Origin of the sequence: Enterobacter cloacae complex sp. SHL022 (assembly GCF_049237785.1) — a bacterium.
In the GTDB taxonomy this organism is placed as follows: Bacteria; Pseudomonadota; Gammaproteobacteria; order Enterobacterales; family Enterobacteriaceae; genus Enterobacter; species Enterobacter hormaechei_C.
On the sequence record NZ_JBMKJH010000003.1, the window covers coordinates 476,169 to 502,131 of the forward strand.

Here is a 25,963-nt window from a genome sequence, read left to right on the forward strand (position 1 = left end):
GCGTATCTTGCGATACTTTTCAAATTTTGGAGCGGGAAACGAGACTCGAACTCGCGACCCCGACCTTGGCAAGGTCGTGCTCTACCAACTGAGCTATTCCCGCTTGGGTGTTCTGGTGCTGGCGTATCTTGCGATACTTTTCAAATTTTGGAGCGGGAAACGAGACTCGAACTCGCGACCCCGACCTTGGCAAGGTCGTGCTCTACCAACTGAGCTATTCCCGCAAATCTGTACTGCTTTTGTTGCTGTCGTAACGTGTAATTCTCTGTCGTTACGGGAGGCGCATTATACGAGAAATCCGTTTAGCTGCAACCCCCCTCAAAGCGATTTTTTTGAAATTCAGTTCAAGTGCTTATTTAATCGGCAAGCTGAACAATTTAGCGACAAAAACCCGGCCACGCAAGGCGCCGGATCGCAAAATCAGAGCTTAATAAAGTTTTCGCGATAGTACGCCAGCTCCGCAACAGACTCACGGATGTCATCCATCGCCTGGTGCGTCCCCTGCTTTGTGAAGCCGTCGAGAATTTCCGGTTTCCAGCGGCGGGCCAGCTCTTTCAGGGTGCTCACATCCAGATAGCGGTAGTGGAAGTAGGACTCCAGCTCCGGCATGTACTTAAACAGGAAACGACGATCCTGACCAATGCTGTTGCCACAGATAGGCGATTTTCCTGCCGGCACCCACTGCTTCAGAAATTCAAGCGTCGCCAGCTCCGCTTCGCGGTCGCCCAGGGTGCTGGCCTTCACGCGTTCCACCAGCCCGCTGCCGGTATGGGTACGCACGTTCCACTCATCCATCAGCGCAAGCTGGTCATCGGACTGGTGCACGGCAATCGTTGGGCCTTCCGCCAGAATATTGAGGTTGGCATCGGTGACCAGTGTGGCGATCTCAATAATGCGATCGCGCTCGGGATCAAGGCCGGTCATCTCCAGATCGATCCAAATCAGGTTGTTTTCGTCCGCGCTCATGTTATTTTCCACCCTTCTCGCATAACCGGCAGTAGCAGGTTAACTAGTATTAATTAGAGTGTATCATAGAGGTTTTGCCCGCTACGGGCGACCAGGAGCCAGCGCGATTGAGTAAAAATAAACTCTCCAAAGGGCAGCAGCGCCGCGTGAATGCAAATCACCAGCGCCGTCTTAAAACCACTACGGAGAAGCCCGATTACGACGACAACCTGTTTGGCGAAGCGACAGAAGGCGTTGTGATTAGCCGCTTCGGCATGCACGCCGATGTCGAATCTGCCGACGGGGATATCCACCGTTGCAATATCCGTCGCACCATCCGTTCCCTGGTGACCGGTGACCGCGTGGTCTGGCGTCCGGGCAAGGAGGCGGCGGAAGGGGTAACGGTTAAAGGCATCGTTGAAGCCGTGCATGAACGCACGTCGGTTCTGACCCGTCCGGATTTCTACGACGGCGTGAAGCCCATTGCCGCCAACATTAACCAGATCGTGATCGTTTCGGCGATTTTGCCTGAGCTTTCACTCAACATTATTGACCGTTATCTGGTGGCCTGCGAAACGCTACAGGTTGAGCCGCTTATCGTGCTGAATAAAATCGATCTGCTGGATGACGAGGCCATGGCCTTTGTCAATGAGCAGATGGATATTTACCGCAACATTGGCTATCGCGTGTTGATGGTGTCCAGCCGCACCAAAGACGGCCTGAAGCCGCTGGAAGATGCGCTAACCGACCGCATCAGCATCTTTGCAGGGCAGTCCGGCGTGGGTAAATCCAGTCTGCTTAACAATTTGCTCGGCCTTCAGCAGGAGATCCTGACCAACGATGTGTCGGACGTCTCCGGGCTGGGCCAGCACACCACCACCGCCTCACGTCTCTATCACTTCCCGCACGGCGGCGATGTGATTGACTCCCCGGGCGTGCGTGAATTTGGTCTCTGGCACCTCGAGCCGGAACAAATCTTTAACGGATTTGTCGAATTCCATGACTATTTAGGCGCTTGCAAATACCGCGACTGTAAACATGACAACGATCCGGGCTGCGCCATCCGCGAAGCGGTGGAGAACGGTGAAATTGCGGAAACCCGTTTCGAAAATTACCACCGCATTCTCGAAAGCATGGATCAGGTAAAAACGCGTAAAAACTTTTCTGATTCTGATAACTGACAACTAAGCTAAGCGTCGCTAAAATCGTCCCCTTTTTTCAGGTTCCGGCAGCGTAATGCCGGATCAGGAACGACAAAACAATGGCCTGGAGGCTACCTTGTTAAACTCATTTAAACTTTCGCTTCAATACATTCTGCCGAAACTGTGGCTCACTCGCCTGGCGGGCTGGGGCGCGAGCAAACGAGCGGGCTGGCTGACCAAACTGGTCATCGACCTGTTCGTGAAATACTACAAGGTCGACATGAAAGAAGCGCAGAAGCCGGATACGGCAAGCTATCGTACCTTCAACGAATTTTTTGTGCGTCCGCTGCGCGACGAAGTGCGCCCGCTGAATACCGACCCGAACGTGCTGGTGATGCCAGCGGACGGCGTGATCAGCCAGCTGGGTAAAATTGAAAACGACAAAATTTTGCAGGCGAAAGGCCATAACTACAGCCTGGAAGCGCTGCTGGCCGGTAACTACATAATGGCCGATCTGTTCCGTAACGGGACTTTCGCGACCACCTATCTCTCCCCGCGCGATTACCACCGCGTGCATATGCCGTGTAACGGTATTCTGCGCGAGATGATCTACGTGCCGGGGGATCTGTTCTCCGTCAATCACCTGACGGCGCAAAACGTTCCTAACCTGTTTGCCCGTAACGAGCGCGTCATCTGCCTGTTTGATACTGAATTTGGCCCAATGGCGCAGATTCTGGTGGGTGCTACCATTGTAGGCAGCATCGAAACCGTCTGGGCGGGCACCATTACTCCGCCACGCGAAGGCGTGATCAAGCGCTGGACCTGGCCTGCCGGCGAAGAAGAAGGTTCTGTGGCCCTGCTGAAAGGTCAGGAAATGGGCCGCTTCAAGCTGGGCTCAACGGTCATCAACCTGTTCGCTCCGGGCAAAGTTAACCTGGTCGACGAGCTGGAAAGCCTGTCCGTGACCAAACTCGGCCAGCCTCTGGCAGTATCGACGGAGGTCTTTGCAACACCAGACGTTGCGCCAGCCCCGTTGCCGGAAGATGAGATCAAAGCCGAGCACGACGCCAGCCCGCTGGTTGACGACAAAAAAGACGAAGGCTAACAACAGAAGGATCGCTGACGTGCGCCCGATTATCGTATTACTGATGGCCTGGTGCCTCAGCATGGGGGCGTACGCAGCGACGGCCCCCGACGCCAAACAGATAACCCAGGAGCTGGAGCAGGCAAAAGCGGCAAAACCCGCTCAGCCGGAGACCGTTGAGTCACTCCAGTCTGCACTGAACGCGCTTGAGGAACGAAAGGGTTCCCTTGAGCGCGCGCAGCAGTATCAACAGGTTATCGACAATTTCCCCAAACTCTCTCAGACCCTGCGCTCGCAGCTAAACAACCTGCGCGATGAACCACGCCAGGTCCCCGCGGGGATGACGTCCGAGGCGCTGAATCAGGAGATCCTGCAAGTCAGCAGCCAGCTGCTAGAAAAAAGCCGTCTGGCGCAGCAGGAGCAGGAACGGGCGCGTGAAATTGCCGATTCCCTCAGTCAGCTTCCACAGCAGCAAACCGATGCCCGCCGTCAGTTAAATGAGGTGGAACGCCGCATCGGGACGCAGACGGGCAGCACACCGCAGAATCAGGCGCAAAATCTTGGGTTGCAGGCGGAATCCGCCAGACTAAAAGCCCTGGTTGATGAACTGGAGCTGGCGCAGCTTTCCGCTAACAACCGCCAGGAGCTGTCGCGGATGCGTTCCGAGCTGGCGCAGAAGCAGAGCCAGCAGCTGGATGCGTATCTCCAGGCGCTGAGAAATCAACTCAACAGCCAGCGTCAGCGTGAAGCTGAACGTGCTCTGGAAAGCACAGAGTTACTGGCCGAAAACAGCGCTAACCTGCCCGACAGCATCGTCGCCCAGTTTAAGGTTAACCGCGAGCTTTCTGCTGCGCTGAATCAGCAGGCGCAGCGCATGGATTTGGTGGCCTCGCAGCAGCGTCAGGCTACCAATCAAACCCTTCAGGTTCGTCAGGCACTCAACACGCTGCGTGAACAGTCCCAGTGGCTTGGCTCGTCTAACCTGTTGGGCGAAGCGTTACGCGCGCAGGTGGCCCGTCTGCCAGAGATGCCAAAACCACAGCAGCTTGATACGGAGATGGCGCAGCTGCGTGTTCAGCGTCTTCATTATGAAGATCTCCTCAACAAGCAGCCGCAAATCCGCCAGATCCGTCAGGCTGACGGACAGCCGCTCACCGGCGAGCAAAGTCGTATTCTGGAAGCGCAGCTGCGCACCCAACGCGAACTGCTCAATTCCCTGTTGCAGGGGGGCGATACGCTGATCCTTGAGCTGACCAAGCTGAAAGTCTCGAATAGCCAGCTGGAGGATGCGCTGAAAGAGGTCAACGAAGCCACGCACCGTTACCTTTTCTGGACGTCCGACGTGCGGCCGATGACCTTCGCCTGGCCGATTGAGATCGTGCAGGATCTGCGCCGCCTCATTTCGCTGGACACCTTTAGCCAGCTGGGCCTCGCCAGCGTAATGATGATAACCAGCAAGGAGACTATCTTCCCGTTGCTGGGGGCGCTGATTCTGGTGGGCTTCAGTATTTATTCCCGTCGTCACTTTACCCGTTTCCTTGAGCGCTCCAGCGCCCGAGTGGGAAAAGTAACCCAGGATCACTTCTGGCTGACGTTGCGTACGGTGTTCTGGTCAATTCTGGTCGCGTCTCCGCTGCCGGTGCTGTGGATGACGCTCGGATACGGACTGCGTGAAGCCTGGCCCTACCCGCTTGCCGTCGCGATTGGCGATGGCGTGACCGCCACCGTCCCGCTGCTGTGGGTGGTGATGATTTGCGCCACGTTTGCGCGGCCAAATGGTCTGTTCATCGCTCACTTTGGCTGGCCGCGTAATCGCGTTGCGCGGGCGATGCGTTACTACCTGATGAGTATCGGGCTGATTGTGCCGCTGATTATGGCGTTGATCATGTTCGATAATCTCAATGACCGGGAGTTCTCCGGCTCGTTGGGACGGCTGTGCTTTATGCTGATCTGCGGGGCGTTAGCGGTAGTGACGCTCAGCCTGAAACGCGCCGGGATCCCGCTCTATCTCGACAAGACCGGCAGCGGCGATAACATGTTAAACCGTCTGCTGTGGAACCTGCTGCTCAGCGCGCCGCTGGCGGCGATGCTGGCGGCAGCGGTCGGTTATCTCGCCACGTCGCAGGCGCTGCTCGCCCGACTGGAAACGTCGGTGGCCATCTGGTTCCTGCTGCTGGTGGTCTACCATGTTATCCGCCGCGGCATGCTGATCCAGCGTCGTCGTCTGGCGTTTGACCGTGCTAAACATCGTCGCGCAGAAATTCTGGCCCAGCGCGCGCGGGGTGAGGAAGAGCCAAACCACGTCAACAGCACCGAAGGGACTACAGACGCTGATGACGTCGAACTGGATCTGGATGCGATAAGTACTCAGTCCCTGCGGCTGGTACGCTCAATTCTGATGCTGGTTGCCCTGCTGTCGGTGATCTACCTGTGGTCAGAAATCCACTCCGCGTTTGGCTTCCTGGAGAACATCTCTTTATGGGATGTGACATCCACGGTGCAGGGAGTCGAAAGCCTGGAGCCCATCACCTTAGGGGCCGTGCTGATTGCGATTCTGGTGCTGATCATCACCACCCAGCTGATACGTAACTTCCCTGCCTTGCTGGAGCTGGCGCTGTTGCAGCATCTGGATTTAACCCCAGGCACAGGCTATGCCATCACCACCATCACCAAGTATTTAATCATGCTGTTTGGTGGGCTGGTCGGCTTCTCGATGATTGGTATCGAATGGTCAAAACTGCAATGGCTGGTTGCCGCCCTGACCGTAGGCCTGGGCTTTGGTTTACAGGAGATTTTTGCCAACTTCGTTTCTGGTCTGATCATTCTGTTTGAAAAGCCGATTCGAATTGGTGATACGGTGACCATCCGCGATCTCACCGGCAGCGTCACCAGGATCAACACCCGTGCCACCACCATCAGCGACTGGGACCGTAAAGAGATCATCGTCCCGAACAAGGCATTTATCACCGAGCAGTTTATCAACTGGTCGCTGTCCGACTCCGTCACGCGTGTGGTGCTGACCGTACCCGCTCCGTCGGATGCCAACAGCGAAGAGGTGACGCAGATCCTGTATACGGCTGCTGAACGCTGTTCGCTGGTAATCGACAACCCACCGCCGGAAGTCTTCCTGGTTGATTTGCAGCAGGGGATCCAGATTTTCGAGCTGCGTATCTACGCCGCCGAGATGGGACACCGTATGCCGCTGCGCCATGAGATCCACCAGCTGATTCTGGCTGGCTTCCGCGAGCACGGAATTGATATGCCGTTCCCACCGTTCCAGATGCGTCTGGAAACGCTGGACGGACGTAAGACGGGAAGAACGTTGACGTCAGCGGCGCGTACGCGCCCGGCGGGAAGTTTGTAATCCTTTCCCCCTCCCCATCGGGAGGGGGTCAATCCTTTATGCCACTTCTGCTACACAGGCCGTCGAGCGACGACGGTAATGCTCATAAATCCCCATTGCCAGCAGCGAGAAGAAGATCGGTCCGCCAACCATCCACAGCGTGCTGTTCCAGTCATTTGCCTCAACAACGGGCTGAATGACGGTAAAAATGTTAGCGAACGCGACGACCAGCACCACAACAGTGGTCGCCAGCAGCGTCGCCGCACGGGTTTTGAAGATCACAAACGGTCGTTCCAGATCCTGCTTCGCCTTAAAGAACGGGAACGCCAGGCTCAGGAACAGATACGGAAGCGTCATCGATACGTTTGCCATCAGGGTCAGCTTGTTATAGAACGCCGACGCGGTATCACCGCCGAAGGACACCAGCAGAATGAACACGCACACCAGCATGCACTGCATCCACATCGCGTTGGCAGGCATACCGGCAGCGTTCAGCTGAGTCATACGTGCAGGCCACAGCGCCTTTGGCGTCCCCTGAATAATCGCTTTCAGCGGCGAGTAGATCAGCGTGAAGAACGCGCCAGTATAGGCGAGGAACATCGACAAACCGGTAATCCGCGCAAACCAGATCCCCAGGGTGGCCGACGTTTCCGGCGCGAGATCCATGGCGTTGCCCAGCGTCACCCCCAGGCTTTTCATCAACACGTAGGTAATGTTGCCGAGGTTGGTAGTGTTATTGCTCAGTACCTGCTGCCAGTTGGTGCTGACGCCCCAGAGGAAAATCGCCAGTGAGTAGCCAATGGATATGACGATGGCGGCAAAGATAATGCCTTTGGCGAAGTTCTTTTCCGGATTTTCGGTTTTGTCGACCAGGCCGCCCACGGCTTCAATTCCACCGTAAGCAAAGATGGCAAACACCACGAAGGAGAGCATGGCCAGTCCGGACTGGTAACCCGGATTAGGCGATGAAACGAAGTTGACTTCCTGTGCGAAATGCCCGCCGTTCAGGCACAGAATGGCGATGCTGACCAGCAGCAGCACCAGGTTCAGGCACATCACGGAAATACCGCCAACGGCAGTGATACGGGCAATTTTGTTGATGCCTTTCGAGGCCACCAGCGTGACCACCACCATCCAGCACACCGCCAGAATACCGACCACCTGCGTGGAGCTCAGCCCCGCCAGAGACCAGACCTGCGTTTTATCCGCACCGAAGAGAAACGTTGAGAACGGCACCCAGACCTTGGCCGCCGTGCTGACCATCCAGACGACGTAGGATGAAAACCACATGAACGTACCGATAAACGCGTAACGGGGGCCGACGCCGTTGTTCATCCACGAATAGATGCCACCCTCTTCTTTCCGGTACGCCGAGCCCATCTCCGCCATCATCAGCGCAAACGGGATAAAGAAGAACAGAGCGGAAACGATATAAAACGGCGTCGCGCTGTAGCCCATCAGATAAAACGCGGACGGGCTATTGGCAAAGCCAAAGACTGACGTAAAAATCATCAGAATGAGCCCGGTAAGGGTCATTTTTTTGAGTGAGTGAGACATATAACCATCCGAAACGGAATTAAACTGCGCGGATGGTAGCAGATGACCAGACAAATATTGTGGCTATCCGAGTCAATTTAAGAAAAAGACCCGTGCATAGCGAAAAGAGCAGTTTTTAATGTGGCAGAGTTAAATGACCGAGTAGGCCGGGTAAGCGACAGCGCCACCCGGCATTTTTTCAGGCGCGATCGACCGTAAAGGCAATCACATCGCCCAGTTGCTCGGCACCCAGCGCCAGCATGACCAGACGATCCACACCCAGCGCCACGCCGGAGCAGTCCGGCAAACCGGCCTTAAGCGCTTCCAGCAGGTTGGTGTCAATCGGCTGCTGCGGCAGACCGCGCGCGTTGCGCTTGCGGTTATCCTGCTCGAAACGCTGCTGCTGTTCGCGCGCGTCGGTCAGCTCGTGGAAACCGTTCGCCAGCTCAATGCCTTTGAAGTACACCTCAAACCGTTCCGCCACGCGGTGATCTTCGGTGCTGATCTGCGCCAGCGAGGCCTGGCTGGCCGGGAAGTGATAGACAAACGTCGGGCGATCTTTACCAATTTGCGGTTCAACGCCAAAGGTGAACAGCAGTTGCAACAGCGTGTCGCGGTCCTCTTCGTTATCCGCCACGTTGCTCAGATCCAGTTTTGCCGCCACTTCACGCAGCTGTGTTTTATCAGCCGACAGCGGATCGATTTCCAGATGGCGCTGGAAGGCCTGCTGATAGGAGAGCGTTTCAGCTTCCGCGCAATCCAGCACCTGTTGCAGCAGATCGTCGACTTCGTTCATCAGACGATACATGTCGTAGTGCGGGCGGTACCACTCCAGCATGGTGAATTCCGGATTATGGTGTCGGCCCATCTCTTCATTACGGAAGCTACGGCACAGCTGATAGACCGGACCACACCCGGCCGCCAGCAGACGCTTCATATGGTATTCCGGGCTGGTCATCAGATACAGATTCATGCCCTGAGAGTGGCCTGGGCCAACAAAACGGGTTTCAAACGGGACCAGATGAATATCCGTGACCGTCGCCTGACTCATGCACGGCGTTTCCACCTCCAGGACGCCGCGGTCGGCAAAGAAACGGCGGATCTCCGCCATAATTGCTGCGCGCTTTAGCAGGTTTGGAATGGATGCGCTCGGCTGCCAGGTGGCCGTTTCGCTCATGAGTTATTTCTCCGTTTTCAGACAAGGGCACGAAGTCTACTCGTAAGCCGGGGCAGAGACAAATTTTGCACAGTAAAAGTCCCTTTTCATTGCACAGAGAAATACTGTGACGCCATTCATTAATCACGATGATAAATCACCGCACAGAACAGCAAAAAAATCGAACACGTCAAATTTCCCTCCCTTCTACGCGGTTATACTGTTTTACCCATAAAGGAGCAGTGGAATCGCTTCCGCAATCGCCCGTTCGGGCAGGTGAACGTCCTTTAGTTCATCGCGTTGCGGGAAAACAAAAATCTGGAGGAATGTCGTGCAAACTTTTCAAGCCGATCTTGCCGTAATAGGCGCTGGCGGGGCTGGATTACGGGCTGCAATTGCTGCGGCACAAGCCAATCCGAACGCTAAAATCGCATTGATTTCAAAAGTCTATCCGATGCGCAGCCACACGGTAGCCGCAGAAGGAGGATCCGCTGCCGTCGCGCAGGATCATGACAGCTTTGAATACCATTTCCACGACACGGTTGCAGGGGGCGACTGGCTTTGCGAACAGGATGTCGTTGATTACTTCGTGCATCATTGCCCAACGGAGATGACCCAGCTGGAACAGTGGGGATGCCCGTGGAGCCGCCGTCCGGACGGGAGCGTCAACGTCCGCCGCTTCGGTGGCATGAAGATCGAACGCACCTGGTTTGCCGCCGATAAGACCGGCTTCCACATGCTGCACACCCTGTTCCAGACCTCCCTCCAGTTCCCACAAATCCAGCGCTTTGACGAACATTTCGTTCTCGACATTCTGGTCGACGACGGTCATGCGCGCGGACTGGTGGCGATGAACATGATGGAAGGCACGCTTGTCCAGATCCGCGCTAATGCGGTGGTGATGGCAACGGGCGGCGCGGGCCGCGTATACCGCTACAACACCAACGGCGGCATCGTCACCGGTGACGGTATGGGCATGGCGCTCAGCCACGGCGTCCCGCTGCGTGATATGGAGTTCGTCCAGTATCACCCAACCGGCCTACCGGGCTCCGGCATACTGATGACGGAAGGCTGCCGCGGCGAAGGCGGAATTCTGGTCAACAAAAACGGCTATCGCTATTTGCAGGATTACGGCATGGGTCCGGAAACCCCGCTTGGCGAGCCGAAAAACAAATACATGGAACTCGGCCCACGCGACAAAGTCTCTCAGGCTTTCTGGCACGAGTGGCGCAAAGGCAACACCATCTCAACGCCGCGCGGCGACGTGGTGCATCTCGACCTGCGTCATCTCGGCGAGAAGAAACTGCTGGAGCGTCTGCCGTTTATCTGCGAGCTGGCGAAAGCGTATGTGGGCGTCGATCCGGTGAAAGAACCGATCCCGGTGCGTCCAACCGCGCACTACACCATGGGCGGCATCGAAACCGATCAGCAGTGCGAAACCCGCATCAAAGGGCTGTTTGCGGTGGGCGAGTGTTCCTCCGTCGGTCTGCACGGCGCAAACCGTCTGGGCTCGAACTCGCTGGCTGAGCTGGTGGTCTTTGGCCGCATGGCGGGCGAACGTGCGGTGGAGCGTGCCGCAACGGCAGGTGAAGCTAACAGCACGGCGCTGGATGCGCAGGTTGTAGACGTCGAAAAACGCCTGAAAGACCTGGTGAACCAGGAAGGTAACGAAAACTGGTCGAAGATCCGCGACGAAATGGGGCTGTCGATGGAAGAAGGCTGCGGGATCTACCGTACGCCAGAGCTGATGCAGAAAACCGTCGATAAGCTGGCGGAGTTGCAGGAGCGCTTCAAGCGCGTGCGTATCACCGACACTTCCAGCGTCTTCAATACCGATCTGCTTTATACCATTGAACTGGGCCACGGCCTGAACGTCGCAGAATGTATGGCCCATTCCGCCCTGGCGCGTAAAGAGTCCCGCGGCGCGCACCAGCGTCTGGATGAGGGCTGCACTGAACGTGACGACGTCAATTTCCTTAAACACACTCTCGCCTGGCGCGATGCGGATGGCACCACCCGTCTGGACTACAGCGACGTGAAAATCACCACGCTGCCACCGGCGAAACGCGTGTACGGTGCAGAAGCAGAAGCCGCCGATAAGAAGGAGAAGGCGAATGGCTGAGATGCAAAAACTGAAAGTTGAAGTGGTGCGCTACAATCCGGAAGTGGACGCCGCGCCGCATAGCGCTTTCTATGAAGTCCCTTACGACGAGCAAACCTCCCTGCTGGATGCGCTCGGCTATATCAAAGATAACCTGGCCCCAGACCTGAGCTACCGCTGGTCCTGCCGCATGGCAATTTGCGGCTCCTGCGGCATGATGGTCAACAAGGTGCCAAAGCTGGCGTGTAAAACCTTCCTGCGTGATTACACCAAAGGCATCAAGGTTGAAGCGCTGGGCAATTTCCCGATTGAGCGCGATCTGGTGGTCGACATGACCCACTTTATCGAAAGCCTCGAAGCGATTAAGCCGTACATCATCGGCAACCCGCGCACACCGGATCAGGGGCCAAACACCCAGACGCCCGCGCAGATGGCGAAATACCATCAGTTCTCCGGCTGCATCAACTGCGGCCTGTGCTACGCCGCCTGTCCACAGTTTGGCCTGAACCCTGAGTTTATCGGCCCGGCCGCCATTACCCTGGCGCACCGCTATAACGAAGACAGCCGCGACCACGGCAAAAAAGAACGTATGGCCCAGTTGAACAGCCAGAACGGGGTCTGGACCTGCACGTTTGTCGGTTACTGCTCCGAAGTCTGTCCGAAGCATGTCGACCCGGCCGCCGCCATTCAGCAGGGTAAGGTGGAAAGCTCGAAAGACTTTCTTATCGCTACCCTGAAACCACGCTAAGGAGTGCATGATGACGACTAAACGCAAAGCCTACGTGCGACCAATGCCGTCCACCTGGTGGAAAAAACTGCCGTTTTATCGCTTCTATATGCTGCGTGAAGGCACGGCAATTCCCGCGGTCTGGTTCAGCCTCGAACTGATGTACGGGGTGTATGCCCTCAAGCACGGCCCGGAAGCCTGGGCCAGTTTTGTGGGCTTCCTGCAAAACCCAATCATCGTAGTACTGAACCTGATTGTGCTCGCCGCCGCGCTGCTTCATACCAAAACCTGGTTTGAACTGGCGCCAAAAGCAGCGAACATCATTGTAAAAGGCGAAAAAATGGGGCCAGAGCCGGTCATTAAAGGGCTCTGGGCAGTGACAGCAGTTGTCTCTGTGGTCATTCTGTTTGTCGCACTGTTTTGGTAAGGAGACTACTGTGATCAATCCAAATCCTAAACGTTCAGACGAGCCGGTTTTCTGGGGGCTGTTTGGCGCAGGCGGCATGTGGAGCGCCATTATTGCCCCGGTCATTATCCTGCTGGTCGGGATCATGCTGCCGCTGGGGTTGTTCCCGGGCGATGCGCTGAGCTATGAGCGCGTACTGGCCTTTGCGAGCAGCTTTATTGGCCGCGTGTTCATCTTCCTGATGATCGTCCTGCCGCTGTGGTGTGGTCTGCACCGTATCCACCATGCGATGCACGATCTGAAAATCCATGTGCCAAGCGGTAAATGGATCTTCTACGGTCTGGCGACCATTCTGACGGTCGTCACGTTGATTGCCGTGGTCACCATCTGACTGAACAGGCCCGCCATCCGGCGGGCTTTTTACTTTTTCATCTTCTCCACCAGCCACCGGGAAAATTCGCGCATGGCTGGCGTTTCTGCCCGGGACTGCAATCGGGTCAGCCAGTAGCTGCCGAGCTCAATCTGCGTCGCAAAGGGCTGTACAATGCGCTCGCTGGCTAACAGATGGGTAAACATATCGACAGGCGCAATGGCAATGCCCACCCCTGCCTGAGCGGCCTCCAGCATGGTCACGGACGAATCAAATACCATCACGCGGTGCGTTGGCGAAGGGGGATGCTCGCCGGCCGCCTGCATCCACGCGGTCCATTCATCGCGTCGGTAAGAGCGCAGCAGCGTAAACCTGAGGATGTCGGCCGGACTGTGCAGACTGGCGGCGATATCGGGCGTACACAGCGGCGCGAGCGGCGCATGACAAAGGAATTCAGCCTCGGTGCCGTGCCACGCCCCGCCACCGTAGCGGATCGTATAGTCAAGCCCTTCGGCAGCCGGATCAACGCGGTTGTTATGGGTGGAAAGCTGAAGATCGATGTGCGGATAGCCACGGCGAAAATCCTCCAGCTGCGAGAATAAAACCCCGGTGGCAAATGTACCCACCACGCCGATTTTCAGCTTCTCCTGCGCACGATGGTTAGCGAAGCGATCCAGCATTCCGGCTATACGATCGAAAGAATCATTCAACACCGGCAGTAAATTTTCACCCTCGGTAGTCAACATCAGCCCGCGCGACACGCGAACGAACAGCTGACAGTTCAGGTGCTGCTCCAGCGTTTTCACATGCTGGCTAATGGCTGAATGGGTCACGTTCAGCTCAATGGCCGCATGCGTAAAGCTGAGATGTCTCGCGGCGGCTTCAAAAGCTCGAAGCGAATTGAGGGGGAGATAGCTTCGCGTCATGGTCTCTTCCGTTAGAAAAATTAACAGCTAATGCTAAATTTAACCGTTTGTCAGGCACAGTCAAATCCAACAGACTACGCCTGTCTGATGGGCCCGGACACCCCCTTGACTCGCTATTACGGAAGATTACTGATGATGAAAAAATCCCTTTGCTGCGCCCTGCTGCTGGGCCTCTCTTGCTCTGCTCTCGCCGCGCCAGTGTCAGAAAAACAGCTGGCGGAGGTGGTCGCGAATACGGTTACCCCGCTGATGAAAGCCCAGTCTGTTCCAGGCATGGCGGTGGCCGTTATTTATCAGGGAAAATCGCACTATTACACGTTTGGCAAGGCCGATATCGCGGCGAATAAACCCGTTACGCCTCAGACCCTGTTCGAGCTGGGCTCTATAAGTAAAACCTTCACCGGCGTTTTAGGTGGGGATGCCATTGCTCGCGGTGAAATTTCGCTGGACGATCCGGTGACCAGATACTGGCCACAGCTGACGGGCAAGCAGTGGCAGGGTATTCGTATGCTGGATCTCGCCACCTACACCGCTGGCGGCCTGCCGCTACAGGTACCGGATGAGGTCACGGATAACGCCTCCCTGCTGCGCTTTTATCAAAACTGGCAGCCGCAGTGGAAGCCTGGCACAACGCGTCTTTACGCCAACGCCAGCATCGGTCTTTTTGGTGCGCTGGCGGTCAAACCTTCTGGCATGCCCTATGAGCAGGCCATGACGACGCGGGTCCTTAAGCCGCTCAAGCTGGACCATACCTGGATTAACGTTCCGAAAGCGGAAGAGGCGCATTACGCCTGGGGCTATCGTGACGGTAAAGCGGTGCGCGTTTCGCCGGGAATGCTGGATGCACAAGCCTATGGCGTGAAAACCAACGTGCAGGATATGGCGAACTGGGTCATGGCAAACATGGCGCCGGAGAAGGTTGCCGATGCCTCACTTAAGCAGGGCATCGCGCTGGCGCAGTCGCGCTACTGGCGTATCGGGTCAATGTATCAGGGTCTGGGCTGGGAGATGCTCAACTGGCCCGTGGAGGCCAACACGGTGGTCGAAGGCAGCGACAGTAAGGTAGCGCTGGCGCCGTTACCCGTGGCAGAAGTGAATCCACCGGCTCCCCCGGTCAAAGCGTCCTGGGTCCATAAAACGGGTTCTACCGGCGGGTTTGGCAGCTACGTGGCCTTTATTCCTGAAAAGCAGATCGGTATTGTGATGCTCGCGAATAAAAGCTATCCGAACCCGGCACGCGTTGAGGCGGCATACCATATCCTCGAGGCGCTACAGTAAAACATTGCCGGGTGGCGCTGCGCTTACCCGGCCTACACAACGCGTGAACTTTGTAGGCCGGGTAAGGCGAAGCCGCCACCCGGCAAAACACCCTACACAATCTCCCGCATTTTCCCTGCTGTCATCTACACTTAACAAAAAACAGTAAGGAAACTCCTATGCGCATTCTGCCTGTTATTGCCGCAGTAACAGCCGCGTTTTTAGTGGTTGCTTGCAGTTCCCCTACTCCTCCGCCTGGCGTCACGGTAGTCAGTAATTTCGACGCACAGCGCTTCCTCGGCACCTGGTATGAAATCGCCCGAATGGACCATCAGTTCGAACGGGGCTTAGAAAAAGTCACGGTCAACTACAGCGCGATGGATGACGGCGGGATCCAGGTCATTAACCGCGGCTATAACCCGGATCGCCAGATGTGGCAGCAGTCAGTTGGTCAGGCCTATTTCACCGGCGCGTCTAACCGCGCGGCCATGAAAGTCTCTTTCATCGGCCCATTCTACGGCGGGTATAACGTCATTGCGCTGGACAGAGAGTACCGCCATGCGCTGGTGTGTGGGCCGGATCGCAACTATCTGTGGATCCTCTCCCGCACGCCAACGATCCCGGCGGAAATGAAACAGCAGATGCTGGACATAGCGACCCGGCAAGGGTTTGACGTGACGAAATTACTCTGGGTAAAACAGCCGCATTAGTGGGTACTGAGTTTTAACCCGATGATACCCGCGACGATTAACGCGAGGCTGGCGATGCGCGCCAGGCTCGCAGACTCCCCCAGCAGCAGAATACCGGTAATGGCAGCCCCTACCGCGCCAATTCCCGTCCAGACAGCGTAAGCCGTTCCGACTGGCAAGCTTCGCATCGCCCATGACAACATGACGATACTGACAATCATTGCGGCGATAGTGATGACGCTGGGCGTCAGGCGGGTAAAACCATGGGTATATTTCAGGCCAATTGCCCATACCACTTCGAGCAAACCGGCAATAACAAGAACGATCCAGGACATATCAGGCTCCTTAACTTAACGACAAGTTGGGGCCGTCCCCGATGAATGAAGCGCTTACGGGTCGTCCCGCAAGGCTGAGGTTGCGCCTTATATTTTGGTTAGCATGGAATTTTTTTTCAAACTTTTTCTGCTGAACATGTTAAGGCAAGAAATAGCCTCAGTAAGACACGGAGTTCAGGCATTTATGACTCATCCGACTTCTCTATGATGATAGGCTTTCTGATGGCAGGAAGCCAAACCACTAGCCGACTGCGAAAATTTTATGTTTAAAATTCTTTTGATTGACCGTTGTCACTTCACCCGCACGGGATTTGAAGCCTGGGTCAATCATTCAGACCTGTTTTCGGGTCATTTCGTCGTAACCGGGGTAAATAATCTTTTCCTCGCCAGAGAGCATATCCTGCAATGGAAACCTGCGCTGGTCATCGCTGATTTATCTGGCTTCCGGCAGGATTTACATCATTTTCAGCAGCTATCCTCCCTGCTGATTGCCAGCGAAACATTGCCTTTTATTATGCTGCAATCAGGCCAGGAGCAAGAGATGACAGATTATCTGGCGCAGTTCCCGATATGGTCTTCTCTTTCCAAAAATACCGATCTGGAAAAACTGGCGGCGGTGATAAATGACGCGCTAACGTCATGCGCAAGCGCGGAGCTTCCGGAGATAGCAGCACCGTTACTGACGCGTCAGGAAGAGAGAGTTCTTAGCCTGTGGATGGATGGCGCGAGCAACCAGAAAATTGCCAGCAATCTGCGCATTAACGGAAAAACGGTGTACACGTACAAACGCAATATCCGCATGAAGCTACATATGGATACGCGCTACTCCCCGTTTTTATCGCTACAGGAAGTGGAGAATTGACGGTACGGTGAAATGACCTGCCGTACCGTCGCTTTCATTAGTTCTGAGCTTTAGTTGCTGCGCCAGAAATCGCGTTACCACCGTCGGAGATATCTTCCCCTACGCCACGGGTGGTGTTACATGCAGTCAGTACCGAAGAAAGCACCAGAACAGAAAAGATCGCTGCAATTGTTTTCTTAACCATAATATCTTCCTTTTATAGCCAAAGTTATTTTGTGTATAGCAACTTAAGAATAGACAAGATCTTGTCGTTTGACGGAAAAGGAAGAATTTTTAGGAAAATTAGACGGAATTAGCTGGCCGCATGGGAAATGATATGGCCGAGATCCTGGATATCTTCACCCACGCCACGCGCGGTGTTGCAACCGGAGAGAATTGCGCTGGAGAGCGCTAACAGAAGCAGAATTTTAACGGTACGTTTCATCTTCCCTGCCTGCAAAATCAGGCGCAGCGGGCGCTGCGCCTTACATCATGACGTAAATTACTTCACGCGGGATACGTATTCGCCGGAGCGGGTATCCACTTTGATCACTTCACCGATCTGTACGAACAGTGGCACTTTCACCACAGCGCCGGTAGACAGGGTGGCAGGCTTGCCGCCAGTACCTGCGGTATCACCTTTCAGACCTGGATCGGTTTCAACGATTTCCAGCTCAACGAAGTTCGGAGGCGTAACCGCGATAGGCTGACCGTTCCACAGGGTCACGATGCACTCAGCCTGATCCAGCAGCCACTTGGCGTTGTCACCAATCGCTTTTGCGTCCGCAGACAGCTGCTCGAAGGTTTCGTTGTTCATGAAGTGCCAGAACTCACCGTCGTTGTACAGGTAAGTCAGGTTCATATCGACAACATCAGCGCCTTCAGCGGAGTCAGTAGATTTGAAGGTTTTCTCAACACGGGTACCGGTCAGCAGGCGGCGCAGCTTTACGCGTGCGAATGCCTGGCCTTTACCTGGTTTAACGAATTCGCTGGCTTCAACCGCGTACGGTTCGCCGTCCATCATGATTTTAAGACCAGCACGAAAATCGTTGCTATAGTACGTTGCCATAAGGCCCTCTAAATTTGTTAACTGGTAGCTAAGCCACAAAATGGCGCATATTGTAACCCTAAACACCCCGTCCAGAGAAGATTGGTTATCGCAACTTGCCGATGTAATCACCAGTCCTGATGAATTGCTGCGTCTTTTAGACCTCGAACAGCACGAAGCGTTGCGTGCAGGTCGTGAGGCGAAACGCCTTTTCGCCCTGCGCGTTCCCCGCGCGTTTGTTGCCCGAATGGAAAAGGGTAATCCTGATGATCCGTTATTAAAACAAACGCTTACCTCTCAGGATGAGTTTATTACCGCCCCCGGCTACAGCACCGATCCGCTGCAAGAGCAGAACAGTGTCGTACCGGGTTTGCTGCATAAATACCGCAATCGTGCCCTGCTGCTGGTTAAGGGCGGTTGCGCGGTAAATTGCCGCTATTGCTTCCGTCGCCACTTCCCGTACGCCGAAAACCAGGGCAATAAGCGCAACTGGCAGGTGGCGCTGGACTACATCACGGCGCACCCGGAACTGGATGAAATCATCTTTTCCGGCGGCGACCCGCTGATGGCAAAAGATCATGAGCTGGACTGGCTGCTGACTCAGCTTGAGACCATCCCGCACATTAAGCGTCTGCGCATTCACAGCCGTTTACCGATCGTCATCCCGGCGCGTATCACCGACGCCCTGGTCACGCGCCTGGAGCAGTCCCGTTTGCAGGTGCTGCTGGTGAATCATATCAACCACGCGAATGAAATTGACGCGGACTTTCGTGCGGCGATGGCGCGTATGCGAAAGGCAGGCGTGACGCTGCTCAACCAGAGCGTATTACTGCGCGGCGTGAACGACAGCGCCCGCGTGCTGGCCGATCTCAGCAATGCCTTATTTGATGCGGGCGTTATGCCCTATTACCTGCATGTTCTGGATCGCGTCCAGGGCGCGGCGCACTTCATGGTGACAGATGAAGAGGCCCGGAAGATTATGCGCGAGCTGTTAACGCTGGTTTCAGGTTATATGGTGCCGAAGCTGGCACGTGAGATTGGCGGAGAGCCGAGTAAGACGCCGCTGGATTTGCAGCTGCGTCAGCAGTAAAAAGGCAGGTGGCGCTACGCTTACCTGCCCTGGAGATAAAGCGGCAGCGCCATCAAACGGTTATATCAGTTCGGGCACTTATAGACCTGGCCGTTCATCTGGCTGGCGGTTGGCACAAAGCTGGACAGCATCCCCTGCGTCGGGCTGCTTACCCCGTAAATCACGTTGCCGCCCATTGCCGCAGCCTGATTACGCAGGGCATTGGCCGCACCGCGCATAGAGCCGCCCTCTTCGCCGTGCTGCCCCGACATCCAGTTGCTTTGCTCGCCAGTGGCGGTGCCTAACAGCTGGCATTCGCTGCCCGGCTTATCTTCCACAAAGCGAACGCTCTGGCCCGCTGCCGTCAGCTCATTGCTGGTGCTACAACCCGCCAGCAGCAATGCTGCACCTACAATCCCTGCACAGACTTTTATGCGCATGTTATTCCTCGTTTTCAATAAGCTGGACAGTAGTTGTCCGCGTGTAAACCTTATACTAAAAAGATGACCAAAAGAAAAATGCTGAGCATTTCTGCGAGCCAGATTCCGCTGGCACTCCTCCGACATCTTAAATGAATTCTGATAATAACCTTTGGGATATCGTGTTTTAGCCCCCGATCGTTTTTAGTGATGCGACGTACAACTTTTGTACGCGACTCAAAAAAGGGGGTTTCATGAGTGCATCATCCTCAGGAGAGGAAAAAGTAACCTGGGTGGGCTATCTGGCGTTCGTGCTCACCATCGTATTTTTCTCAGGTTTTTTCGCCAAAAGTACCGAATGGTGGCGCGTGCTGGATTTTACCGTCCTGAACGGCAGCTTTGGACCGGTGAACGGTGCGCTGACGTTTCGCGGCGAGGGCGGCACGGGAGCGAAAGATGGTTTTTTGTTTGCCCTTGAACTGGCGCCCTCGGTCATTTTATCGCTCGGGATCATTGCCGTTACCGAGGGGCTGGGCGGGCTGCGCGCCGCACAACAGCTTATGACGCCCATTCTGCGCCCGCTGCTCGGCGTGCCGGGCATTTGCTCTCTGGCGCTTATCGCCAACCTGCAAAATACTGATGCTGCCGCAGGGATGACCAAAGAGTTGACCAAAGAAGGGGCAATTACTGACCATGAGCGCGCCATTTTCGCCACCTTCCAGACCAGCGGTAGCGCCATTATTACCAACTATTTTTCTTCCGGCGCCGCACTCTTTACCTTTATTACCGTCCCCGTAATCACGCCGCTTGCCGTCATTCTGGTGTTCAAATTTGTTGGCGCGAACTTTCTGCGACTGTGGATCGCCCACATGGAAGTTCGCTGCGCTCAGGAGGAAAAATGATCGCCCGGTCGCGTAAAAATATCATGGACTTGTTTATCGATGGCGCCCGCCGCGGCTTTACCATCGCCACCACCAGCCTGCTGCCGAACGTGGTCATGGCGTTTGTTATCATTCAGGCGCTCAAGGTAACCGGCCTGCTGGATATTGTCGGCAGGGTATGCGAGCCCATCATGGCTCTGTGGGGACTTCCGGGTGCGGCGGCAACGGTTCTTCTGGCCTCGGTGATGAGCATGGGGGGCGGTGTGGGGGTCTGCGCCAGTCTGGTCGCTGCCGGCACGCTCAACGGTCACGATGCCACCATCCTGCTGCCCGCCATCTATCTGATGGGTAATCCGGTGCAAAACACGGGTCGTTGCCTTGGCACCGCAGGCGTCAACCCGAAGTATTATCCGCACATCATCGCTGTCTGCGTCATTAACGCCCTGCTCTCAATGTGGGTGATGCAACTACTCTTCTGAGGAGATAAAAATGGATTTTTCAGTGCTGGAACCGCACCTTTTCCGCAATGCGCAGCTTTACGCTCCCGAGGATCTTGGGCATTGCGATCTGCTGATTGCCGGAGGAAAAATCGTCGCAGTCGAAAAAGCGGGCCACGCCACAATGAGGCCAGACTGTCCTGAAAGCGATCTCGCCGGAGCGGTGGTTTGCCCGGGGTTTATCGATCAGCATGTACACCTGATTGGCGGCGGCGGTGAAGCCGGTCCCCACACCCGGACGCCAGAGGTACGATTGTCTGCGCTGGTGGCGGCTGGCATCACCTCCGTTGTAGGCCTGCTGGGCACCGACGGCGTGACCCGCCATCCCGAGTCGCTGCTGGCGAAAACGCGGGCACTTGAGCATGAAGGGATCAGCGCATGGATGCTGACAGGCGCGTATGGCCTGCCTTCTCCGACGATCACTGGCAGTATCGAAAAGGATGTGGCGCTAATTGATAAAATCATTGGCGTGAAATGCGCGATTTCTGACCATCGCTCTTCCGCACCGGCAGATGACCAGCTCGCGAATATGGCCGCCCAGTCACGCGTCGGCGGGCTGCTGGGCGCCAAAGCGGGGATATCCGTATTTCACCTCGGCAACAGCCCTAAACTGCTGGAGCCACTGCTTAACATCCTGAATAACGCCGACGTGCCTCGCACGAAGCTGCTGCCAACCCACGTCAACCGCGCCCAGGCACTGTTCCACGCCGCACTGGACTATGCCCGCGAAGGGGGGTACATCGACATCACCACCAGCATCAGTGAGCCCATTGATGCCGCTACCGCCATCGCGACGGCCCGTGACGCGCAGGTGCCGTTTAACCGGCTCACGCTCAGCTCGGATGGCAACGGCAGCCAGCCGAATTTTGACGCAAACGGTAATCTTGTTGGCATTGGCGTGGCGGGTTTTGAGTCCCTGCTTGATACGCTACAGCAGCTGGTCGGCCGGTATCACCTGCCTCTGGAGGAGGCACTTCTGCCATTTACGCGTAACGTGGCGGAGTTTCTCGGTCTGGAGCATAAAGGGCGGATCGCGCCCGGATGCGATGCCGATTTCCTGGTGCTGACGGATGACCTGAAGCTCCGTGAGGTCTGGGCGAAAGGCCGCCAGATGGTGCGTGAAGGCGTGGTGTGCGTGAAAGGCACGTTTGAGTAGAAGATAATAAAAAACCCCGGGCATTGCTGCCCGGGGCTCGTTCTGAGAGGTTCAGAACAGCATGATTACATCATGCCGCCCATGCCACCCATGCCGCCCATACCACCAGCAGCACCTAAGTCAGGCGCGTCGCCTTTAGGCAGGTCGGTCACCATGCACTCGGTCGTGATCATCAGGCCAGCTACAGATGCCGCGTATTGCAGAGCAGAACGGGTCACTTTAGTTGGATCCAGGATACCGAAGTCGATCATGTTGCCGTATTCTTCAGTTGCCGCGTTGTAACCGTAGTTACCTTCACCCGCTTTCACCTTGTTCGCAACCACAGACGGCTCTTCACCGGCGTTGGACACGATCTGACGCAGCGGAGCTTCCATTGCGCGCAGCGCAACTTTGATACCCACGTTCTGGTCTTCGTTCTGAGCAGTCAGGCCAGCCAGTTTAGCGGCTACACGCACCAGCGCGACACCACCACCAGCAACCACGCCTTCTTCTACCGCAGCACGGGTCGCGTGCAGGGCGTCGTCAACGCGTGCTTTCTTCTCTTTCATTTCAACTTCGGTAGCCGCACCGACTTTGATTACCGCTACGCCACCTGCCAGTTTCGCTACGCGCTCCTGGAGTTTTTCACGGTCGTAATCGGAAGTTGCTTCTTCGATCTGCTTACGGATCTGACCAACACGGCCCTGAATAGCGGCTTCTTCACCCACACCGTCGATGATGGTGGTGGTGTCTTTGTTGATCACAACGCGTTTCGCCTGGCCCAGGTCTTCCAGAGTCGCTTTTTCCAGCTCCATACCGATCTCTTCGGAGATCACGGTACCGCCGGTCAGGGTAGCGATATCCTGGAGCATCGCCTTACGACGATCGCCGAAGCCAGGTGCTTTAACCGCTGCCACTTTCACGATGCCACGCATGGTGTTAACCACCAGGGTCGCCAGCGCTTCGCCTTCAACGTCTTCAGCAATGATTACCAGCGGCTTGCCTGCTTTCGCAACGGCTTCCAGCACTGGCAGCATTTCGCGGATGTTGGAGATTTTCTTGTCAGCCAGCAGGATGAACGGGCTTTCCAGCTCAACAGCGCCAGTTTCTGGCTTGTTGATGAAGTATGGGGACAGGTAACCGCGGTCGAACTGCATACCTTCAACCACGTCCAGTTCGTCTTCCAGACCAGTACCGTCTTCAACGGTGATCACGCCTTCTTTACCGACTTTATCCATCGCTTCAGCGATCAGTTTACCTACGGTTTCGTCGGAGTTAGCGGAGATAGTACCAACCTGAGCAATGGCTTTAGAGTCAGAGCACGGTACGGACAGCGCTTTCAGTTCTTCAACAGCGGAAGCGACGGCTTTGTCGATACCACGTTTCAGATCCATTGGGTTCATGCCCGCAGCAACGGCTTTCAGGCCTTCGGTGATGATCGCCTGCGCCAGTACGGTCGCGGTGGTGGTACCGTCACCGGCAGCGTCGTTCGCTTTAGAGGCAACTTCTTTCACCATCTGTGCGCCCATGTTTTCGAACTTGTCTTCCAGCTCGATTTCACGTGCAACAGAAACACCATCTTTGGTGATGGTTGGCGCGCCGAAGGATTTGTCCAGCACTACGTTACGGCCTTTCGGGCCGAGAGTGACTTTCACTGCGTCTGCCAGTACGTTTACGCCGCGGAGCATTTTTACACGAGCGTCGTTACCGAATTTTACGTCTTTAGCTGCCATGTTCTTATTTCCTCAAATTCGTACAGTTTTCGTGCGTTAATTACGCTTCAACAATTGCCAGAATGTCGCTCTCGGACATGATCAACACTTCTTCATTGTCGATCTTCTCGGATTTCACGCCGTAGCCATCGTTGAAAATGACGATGTCACCAACTTTAACGTCCAGTGGCTGCACAGTTCCGTTTTCCAGGATGCGGCCCTTACCGACAGCGATGATTTCGCCACGCGTTGATTTTGCTGCTGCTGAACCGGTCAGAACGATGCCGCCAGCAGACTTGGTTTCAACTTCTTTACGTTTGACGATCACACGATCATGTAACGGACGAATACTCATTGATAGCTCTCCTTTGAGAAAGTCATTATCAGTTATGGATGACGCCGGCCCGCATGCGGTTTTCCGGCTAGTGCCCTGAGAGATGGGGATAGCTTTTTACCCCTTCAAGGGGTAATCGAAAAAAAATTTGCGAAAGTGTTACCATCCACTCTCTTTTGATGGTGGCGGGACGAGGTAAATGAGTGGACTCAGGCAGGAGTTGGGGCTGGCGCAGGGCATTGGCTTACTCTCAACGTCTTTATTAGGCACGGGGGTATTTGCGGTTCCCGCGCTGGCGGCGTTGGTTGCCGGCAATAACAGTCTTTGGGCATGGCCGGTGCTGATCGTGCTGGTGTTTCCGGTGGCGATTGTCTTTGCCATACTCGGGCGGCACTTCCCGAGCGCAGGCGGCGTAGCGCATTTTGTCGGCATGGCGTTTGGGCCGCGGATGGAGCGTGTCACCGGCTGGCTATTTTTGTCGGTGATACCCGTTGGCCTTCCGGCAGCCCTGCATATCGCAACCGGCTTCGGACAGGCGCTGTTTGGCTGGCACGATGAACAACTGCTGCTGGCTGAAATCGGTACGCTGGCGATTGTCTGGTGGGTTGGCTCGCGAGGGGCCAGTTCCAGCGCCAATCTGCAAACGCTGGTCGCCGTGTTAATTGTCGCGCTGATCGTCGCCATCTGGTTTGCGGGTGACATTACGGTGGCGGATATCCCTTTCCCCGCGATTAACGACATCGACCACGCACAGCTTTTCGCTGCACTATCCGTCATGTTCTGGTGTTTCGTCGGTCTGGAGGCGTTCGCTCATCTGGCATCCGAGTTTAAACAGCCCGAGCGTGACTTTCCCCGCGCTCTGATGATTGGCCTGCTGCTGGCGGGCACCGTGTACTGGGCCTGTACCGTACTGGTGCTGCACTTCAACGCGTTCAGTGAAGAGAAAGCCGCCGCCGCGTCGCTGCCGGGCATCGTGGTGCAGCTGTTTGGTGTTAAAGCCCTGTGGGTAGCCTGCGTGATTGGCTATCTCGCCTGCTTTGCCAGCCTCAACATTTATATTCAGAGCTTCGCCCGGCTGGTGTGGTCTCAGGCACTTTATAAACCGGATAGCCCCCTCTCACGCCTGTCAAAGCGTCAGCTTCCGGTGAATGCGCTGAATACCGTACTGGGCTGCTGCGTGGTGAGTTCCCTGGCCATTTATCTCCTCGACATCAACCTTGACGCGCTGATTGTCTACGCCAACGGTATTTTCATCATGATCTACCTGCTGTGCATGCTGGCGGGCTGTCGGCTACTGAAAGGACGCTTTAAGGCGCTGGCGGCTGTCGGGTGTGTCCTGTGCCTGATGCTGCTGGCGATGGTGGGATGGAAGAGTGTGTACGCCATCGTCATGCTGGCGGGGCTGTGGGTGTTTTTACCGAAGCGGCAAGCTCCGCAGGCCCGGTGAGCGAGCGCCACCGGGCCAGAAACTCACCGATCGTCTTTATGATCTAACCGGTCGCGCTGCTCATCCTTACGCTGGTATTCCCCTTCAAAGGTATCCCCCGGGCCGGTGCTGAAACCACCGCCTGGCATACGGCTGAAACGCAGATGCGGTAGCAGCTTCATGGTCAGGTGCTTCTGCACCGGAGGCAACAGCAACAGCAGGCCGAGGAAGTCTGTAAAGAAGCCCGGCAGGATCAGCAGCAAACCAGCAATAATCAGCGACACGCTTTTGATCATCTCGGCGGCCGGGCTTTCGCCTGCGGCCATCTTCTGCTGCATTAACAGGAAATTTTTGAAACCCTGATTGCGCACCAGCGACATGCCGATGACGGAGGTGAAGATCACCAGAATCAGCGTCAGCAGGACGCCCAGCACATGGGCAACCTGGATGAAAATCGAAATTTCAATGTAAACATAAAGAAAGAAAGCAATAAATGGTATCCAGCGCACTGGCATCTCCTGTATGGCAGGTGCCTTCTGGCCCCTGACTGAATGTGTTCGCGAAGCGCGTAGATAAGAGATGGC

Annotated in this window: 27 protein-coding genes and 2 tRNA genes; 15 read left to right on the forward strand and 14 right to left on the reverse strand. The window is 55.7% G+C overall.

What is annotated here, in order from left to right:
- Positions 1-27 precede the first annotated feature (27 nt).
- The 3 genes from ACOTZD_RS09125 to orn all read right to left on the reverse strand — a co-directional run bounded on the left by ACOTZD_RS09125 (position 28) and on the right by orn (position 966).
- Positions 28-103 (reverse strand) — tRNA-Gly (locus tag ACOTZD_RS09125).
- A 45-nt stretch (positions 104-148) separates the two neighbouring features.
- Positions 149-224: transfer RNA gene (locus ACOTZD_RS09130), tRNA-Gly, on the reverse strand.
- Positions 225-420: 196 nt separating this feature from the next.
- A complete protein-coding gene (gene orn, locus ACOTZD_RS09135; protein ID WP_003855965.1) occupies positions 421-966 on the reverse strand; it encodes an oligoribonuclease in 546 nt (181 codons plus the stop codon).
- A gap of 107 nt (positions 967-1,073) precedes the next feature.
- On the opposite strand from orn, the gene rsgA reads away from it, so the two are divergent.
- The 3 genes from rsgA (at position 1,074) to mscM (ending at position 6,535) form a co-directional block, all read left to right on the forward strand.
- Entirely contained in the window at positions 1,074-2,126 is a 1,053-nt protein-coding gene (gene rsgA, locus ACOTZD_RS09140) for a small ribosomal subunit biogenesis GTPase RsgA (protein ID WP_003855964.1), read from the forward strand.
- Positions 2,127-2,223: 97 nt separating this feature from the next.
- On the forward strand, positions 2,224-3,192 hold the full coding sequence (asd, locus tag ACOTZD_RS09145; RefSeq protein WP_003855963.1) for an archaetidylserine decarboxylase: 969 nt from the start codon (positions 2,224-2,226) through the stop codon (positions 3,190-3,192).
- Positions 3,193-3,211: 19 nt separating this feature from the next.
- A complete protein-coding gene (mscM, locus tag ACOTZD_RS09150) occupies positions 3,212-6,535 on the forward strand; it encodes a miniconductance mechanosensitive channel MscM (protein ID WP_003855962.1) in 3,324 nt (1,107 codons plus the stop codon).
- Positions 6,536-6,571: 36 nt separating this feature from the next.
- Here the strand turns inward: mscM and yjeM are convergent, their stop codons facing one another.
- Positions 6,572-8,071, reverse strand: coding sequence for a glutamate/gamma-aminobutyrate family transporter YjeM (gene yjeM / locus ACOTZD_RS09155; RefSeq protein ID WP_174402186.1), 1,500 nt, complete (start codon positions 8,069-8,071; stop codon positions 6,572-6,574).
- Between the two features lie 178 nt (positions 8,072-8,249).
- Entirely contained in the window at positions 8,250-9,227 is a 978-nt protein-coding gene (gene epmA, locus ACOTZD_RS09160) for an elongation factor P--(R)-beta-lysine ligase (protein WP_003855960.1), read from the reverse strand.
- 310 nt (positions 9,228-9,537) lie between these two features.
- Between epmA and frdA the strand changes: the two genes are divergently transcribed.
- Genes frdA through frdD form a run of 4 tightly spaced genes read left to right on the forward strand, consistent with a single transcriptional unit; the run spans position 9,538 to position 12,831 of the window.
- Complete coding sequence (gene frdA, locus ACOTZD_RS09165; protein ID WP_058672825.1) at positions 9,538-11,328, forward strand: fumarate reductase (quinol) flavoprotein subunit; 1,791 nt, start codon at positions 9,538-9,540, stop codon at positions 11,326-11,328.
- On the forward strand, positions 11,321-12,055 hold the full coding sequence (locus ACOTZD_RS09170; RefSeq protein ID WP_003855955.1) for a succinate dehydrogenase/fumarate reductase iron-sulfur subunit: 735 nt from the start codon (positions 11,321-11,323) through the stop codon (positions 12,053-12,055). The genes frdA and ACOTZD_RS09170 overlap by 8 nt, the downstream gene beginning before the upstream one ends.
- A gap of 10 nt (positions 12,056-12,065) precedes the next feature.
- Entirely contained in the window at positions 12,066-12,461 is a 396-nt protein-coding gene (frdC, locus tag ACOTZD_RS09175; protein ID WP_023324035.1) for a fumarate reductase subunit FrdC, read from the forward strand.
- A 10-nt stretch (positions 12,462-12,471) separates the two neighbouring features.
- Complete coding sequence (frdD, locus tag ACOTZD_RS09180; RefSeq protein ID WP_174402185.1) at positions 12,472-12,831, forward strand: fumarate reductase subunit FrdD; 360 nt, start codon at positions 12,472-12,474, stop codon at positions 12,829-12,831.
- A 29-nt stretch (positions 12,832-12,860) separates the two neighbouring features.
- Here frdD and ampR read toward each other — a convergent pair whose 3' ends face one another.
- Positions 12,861-13,736 (reverse strand): LysR family transcriptional regulator AmpR, encoded by an 876-nt coding sequence (gene ampR / locus ACOTZD_RS09185; RefSeq protein WP_003855952.1) that lies wholly within the window; start codon positions 13,734-13,736, stop codon positions 12,861-12,863.
- A gap of 132 nt (positions 13,737-13,868) precedes the next feature.
- On the opposite strand from ampR, the gene ACOTZD_RS09190 reads away from it, so the two are divergent.
- Both ACOTZD_RS09190 and ACOTZD_RS09195 read left to right on the forward strand, forming a co-directional pair.
- The gene (locus ACOTZD_RS09190; RefSeq protein ID WP_023315250.1) at positions 13,869-15,014 is read left to right on the forward strand and encodes a cephalosporin-hydrolyzing class C beta-lactamase ACT-16; all 1,146 of its coding nucleotides are present in this window, start codon (positions 13,869-13,871) and stop codon (positions 15,012-15,014) included.
- 158 nt (positions 15,015-15,172) lie between these two features.
- Positions 15,173-15,703: a lipocalin family protein gene (locus ACOTZD_RS09195; protein WP_058662686.1), complete on the forward strand. Its 531-nt coding sequence runs from the start codon at positions 15,173-15,175 to the stop codon at positions 15,701-15,703.
- Here the strand turns inward: ACOTZD_RS09195 and sugE are convergent.
- A complete protein-coding gene (gene sugE, locus ACOTZD_RS09200) occupies positions 15,700-16,017 on the reverse strand; it encodes a quaternary ammonium compound efflux SMR transporter SugE (RefSeq protein ID WP_003855944.1) in 318 nt (105 codons plus the stop codon). The two genes, ACOTZD_RS09195 and sugE, sit on opposite strands and share 4 nt — an antisense overlap.
- Positions 16,018-16,279: 262 nt before the next feature.
- On the opposite strand from sugE, the gene ACOTZD_RS09205 reads away from it, so the two are divergent.
- Positions 16,280-16,879, forward strand: a complete 600-nt coding sequence (locus ACOTZD_RS09205; RefSeq protein WP_100154559.1) for a helix-turn-helix transcriptional regulator — start codon at positions 16,280-16,282, stop codon at positions 16,877-16,879.
- Positions 16,880-16,916: 37 nt separating this feature from the next.
- Here the strand turns inward: ACOTZD_RS09205 and ecnB are convergent, their stop codons facing one another.
- The 3 genes from ecnB to efp all read right to left on the reverse strand — a co-directional run bounded on the left by ecnB (position 16,917) and on the right by efp (position 17,927).
- A complete protein-coding gene (ecnB, locus tag ACOTZD_RS09210) occupies positions 16,917-17,063 on the reverse strand; it encodes a lipoprotein toxin entericidin B (RefSeq protein WP_003855942.1) in 147 nt (48 codons plus the stop codon).
- Between the two features lie 108 nt (positions 17,064-17,171).
- The gene (locus ACOTZD_RS09215; RefSeq protein WP_006810410.1) at positions 17,172-17,303 is read right to left on the reverse strand and encodes an entericidin A/B family lipoprotein; all 132 of its coding nucleotides are present in this window, start codon (positions 17,301-17,303) and stop codon (positions 17,172-17,174) included.
- A 57-nt stretch (positions 17,304-17,360) separates the two neighbouring features.
- Positions 17,361-17,927 (reverse strand): elongation factor P, encoded by a 567-nt coding sequence (gene efp / locus ACOTZD_RS09220; RefSeq protein ID WP_003855940.1) that lies wholly within the window; start codon positions 17,925-17,927, stop codon positions 17,361-17,363.
- Between the two features lie 40 nt (positions 17,928-17,967).
- Here efp and epmB point away from each other — a divergent pair, with 40 nt between their 5' ends.
- The gene (epmB, locus tag ACOTZD_RS09225; protein WP_003855939.1) at positions 17,968-18,996 is read left to right on the forward strand and encodes an EF-P beta-lysylation protein EpmB; all 1,029 of its coding nucleotides are present in this window, start codon (positions 17,968-17,970) and stop codon (positions 18,994-18,996) included.
- 65 nt (positions 18,997-19,061) lie between these two features.
- On the opposite strand, the gene ACOTZD_RS09230 is transcribed toward epmB, so the two are convergent.
- On the reverse strand, positions 19,062-19,415 hold the full coding sequence (locus tag ACOTZD_RS09230) for a DUF4156 domain-containing protein (protein ID WP_003855938.1): 354 nt from the start codon (positions 19,413-19,415) through the stop codon (positions 19,062-19,064).
- Positions 19,416-19,648: 233 nt separating this feature from the next.
- On the opposite strand from ACOTZD_RS09230, the gene ACOTZD_RS09235 reads away from it, so the two are divergent.
- Genes ACOTZD_RS09235 through iadA form a run of 3 tightly spaced genes read left to right on the forward strand, consistent with a single transcriptional unit; the run spans position 19,649 to position 21,928 of the window.
- A complete protein-coding gene (locus tag ACOTZD_RS09235; RefSeq protein WP_174402184.1) occupies positions 19,649-20,296 on the forward strand; it encodes a nucleoside recognition domain-containing protein in 648 nt (215 codons plus the stop codon).
- Entirely contained in the window at positions 20,293-20,754 is a 462-nt protein-coding gene (locus tag ACOTZD_RS09240) for a YjiG family protein (protein ID WP_023315248.1), read from the forward strand. Before ACOTZD_RS09235 ends, ACOTZD_RS09240 begins: the two co-directional genes overlap by 4 nt.
- Positions 20,755-20,764: 10 nt before the next feature.
- Complete coding sequence (iadA, locus tag ACOTZD_RS09245; RefSeq protein ID WP_045331816.1) at positions 20,765-21,928, forward strand: beta-aspartyl-peptidase; 1,164 nt, start codon at positions 20,765-20,767, stop codon at positions 21,926-21,928.
- A gap of 65 nt (positions 21,929-21,993) precedes the next feature.
- Here iadA and groL read toward each other — a convergent pair whose 3' ends face one another.
- Together groL and ACOTZD_RS09255 are read right to left on the reverse strand one after the other, a co-directional pair.
- Positions 21,994-23,640 (reverse strand): chaperonin GroEL, encoded by a 1,647-nt coding sequence (groL, locus tag ACOTZD_RS09250; RefSeq protein ID WP_003855930.1) that lies wholly within the window; start codon positions 23,638-23,640, stop codon positions 21,994-21,996.
- A 40-nt stretch (positions 23,641-23,680) separates the two neighbouring features.
- Entirely contained in the window at positions 23,681-23,974 is a 294-nt protein-coding gene (locus ACOTZD_RS09255) for a co-chaperone GroES (protein WP_003855929.1), read from the reverse strand.
- Positions 23,975-24,152: 178 nt separating this feature from the next.
- Here ACOTZD_RS09255 and yjeH point away from each other — a divergent pair, with 178 nt between their 5' ends.
- Complete coding sequence (gene yjeH / locus ACOTZD_RS09260) at positions 24,153-25,400, forward strand: L-methionine/branched-chain amino acid transporter (protein ID WP_003855927.1); 1,248 nt, start codon at positions 24,153-24,155, stop codon at positions 25,398-25,400.
- 23 nt (positions 25,401-25,423) lie between these two features.
- Here yjeH and ACOTZD_RS09265 read toward each other — a convergent pair whose 3' ends face one another.
- Positions 25,424-25,888, reverse strand: coding sequence for an FxsA family protein (locus ACOTZD_RS09265; RefSeq protein WP_003855925.1), 465 nt, complete (start codon positions 25,886-25,888; stop codon positions 25,424-25,426).
- Positions 25,889-25,963 lie beyond the last annotated feature (75 nt).

Bases quoted from the DNA above. Each gene is read 5' to 3' on its own strand.
- ACOTZD_RS09205 (WP_100154559.1), top strand. From the start codon at position 16,280: ATGTTTAAAATTCTTTTGATTGACCGTTGTCACTTCACCCGCACGGGA.
- efp (WP_003855940.1), bottom strand. From the start codon at position 17,927: ATGGCAACGTACTATAGCAACGATTTTCGTGCTGGTCTTAAAATCATG.
- yjeH (WP_003855927.1), top strand. From the start codon at position 24,153: ATGAGTGGACTCAGGCAGGAGTTGGGGCTGGCGCAGGGCATTGGCTTA.
- ACOTZD_RS09235 (WP_174402184.1), top strand. From the start codon at position 19,649: ATGAGTGCATCATCCTCAGGAGAGGAAAAAGTAACCTGGGTGGGCTAT.
- orn (WP_003855965.1), bottom strand. From the start codon at position 966: ATGAGCGCGGACGAAAACAACCTGATTTGGATCGATCTGGAGATGACC.
- ACOTZD_RS09190 (WP_023315250.1), top strand. From the start codon at position 13,869: ATGATGAAAAAATCCCTTTGCTGCGCCCTGCTGCTGGGCCTCTCTTGC.
- ACOTZD_RS09195 (WP_058662686.1), top strand. From the start codon at position 15,173: ATGCGCATTCTGCCTGTTATTGCCGCAGTAACAGCCGCGTTTTTAGTG.
- groL (WP_003855930.1), bottom strand. From the start codon at position 23,640: ATGGCAGCTAAAGACGTAAAATTCGGTAACGACGCTCGTGTAAAAATG.
- ACOTZD_RS09255 (WP_003855929.1), bottom strand. From the start codon at position 23,974: ATGAGTATTCGTCCGTTACATGATCGTGTGATCGTCAAACGTAAAGAA.
- frdC (WP_023324035.1), top strand. From the start codon at position 12,066: ATGACGACTAAACGCAAAGCCTACGTGCGACCAATGCCGTCCACCTGG.
- yjeM (WP_174402186.1), bottom strand. From the start codon at position 8,071: ATGTCTCACTCACTCAAAAAAATGACCCTTACCGGGCTCATTCTGATG.
- epmA (WP_003855960.1), bottom strand. From the start codon at position 9,227: ATGAGCGAAACGGCCACCTGGCAGCCGAGCGCATCCATTCCAAACCTG.
- ACOTZD_RS09215 (WP_006810410.1), bottom strand. From the start codon at position 17,303: ATGAAACGTACCGTTAAAATTCTGCTTCTGTTAGCGCTCTCCAGCGCA.
- ecnB (WP_003855942.1), bottom strand. From the start codon at position 17,063: ATGGTTAAGAAAACAATTGCAGCGATCTTTTCTGTTCTGGTGCTTTCT.
- ACOTZD_RS09230 (WP_003855938.1), bottom strand. From the start codon at position 19,415: ATGCGCATAAAAGTCTGTGCAGGGATTGTAGGTGCAGCATTGCTGCTG.
- ACOTZD_RS09170 (WP_003855955.1), top strand. From the start codon at position 11,321: ATGGCTGAGATGCAAAAACTGAAAGTTGAAGTGGTGCGCTACAATCCG.
- ACOTZD_RS09240 (WP_023315248.1), top strand. From the start codon at position 20,293: ATGATCGCCCGGTCGCGTAAAAATATCATGGACTTGTTTATCGATGGC.
- epmB (WP_003855939.1), top strand. From the start codon at position 17,968: ATGGCGCATATTGTAACCCTAAACACCCCGTCCAGAGAAGATTGGTTA.
- ampR (WP_003855952.1), bottom strand. From the start codon at position 13,736: ATGACGCGAAGCTATCTCCCCCTCAATTCGCTTCGAGCTTTTGAAGCC.
- iadA (WP_045331816.1), top strand. From the start codon at position 20,765: ATGGATTTTTCAGTGCTGGAACCGCACCTTTTCCGCAATGCGCAGCTT.
- sugE (WP_003855944.1), bottom strand. From the start codon at position 16,017: ATGTCCTGGATCGTTCTTGTTATTGCCGGTTTGCTCGAAGTGGTATGG.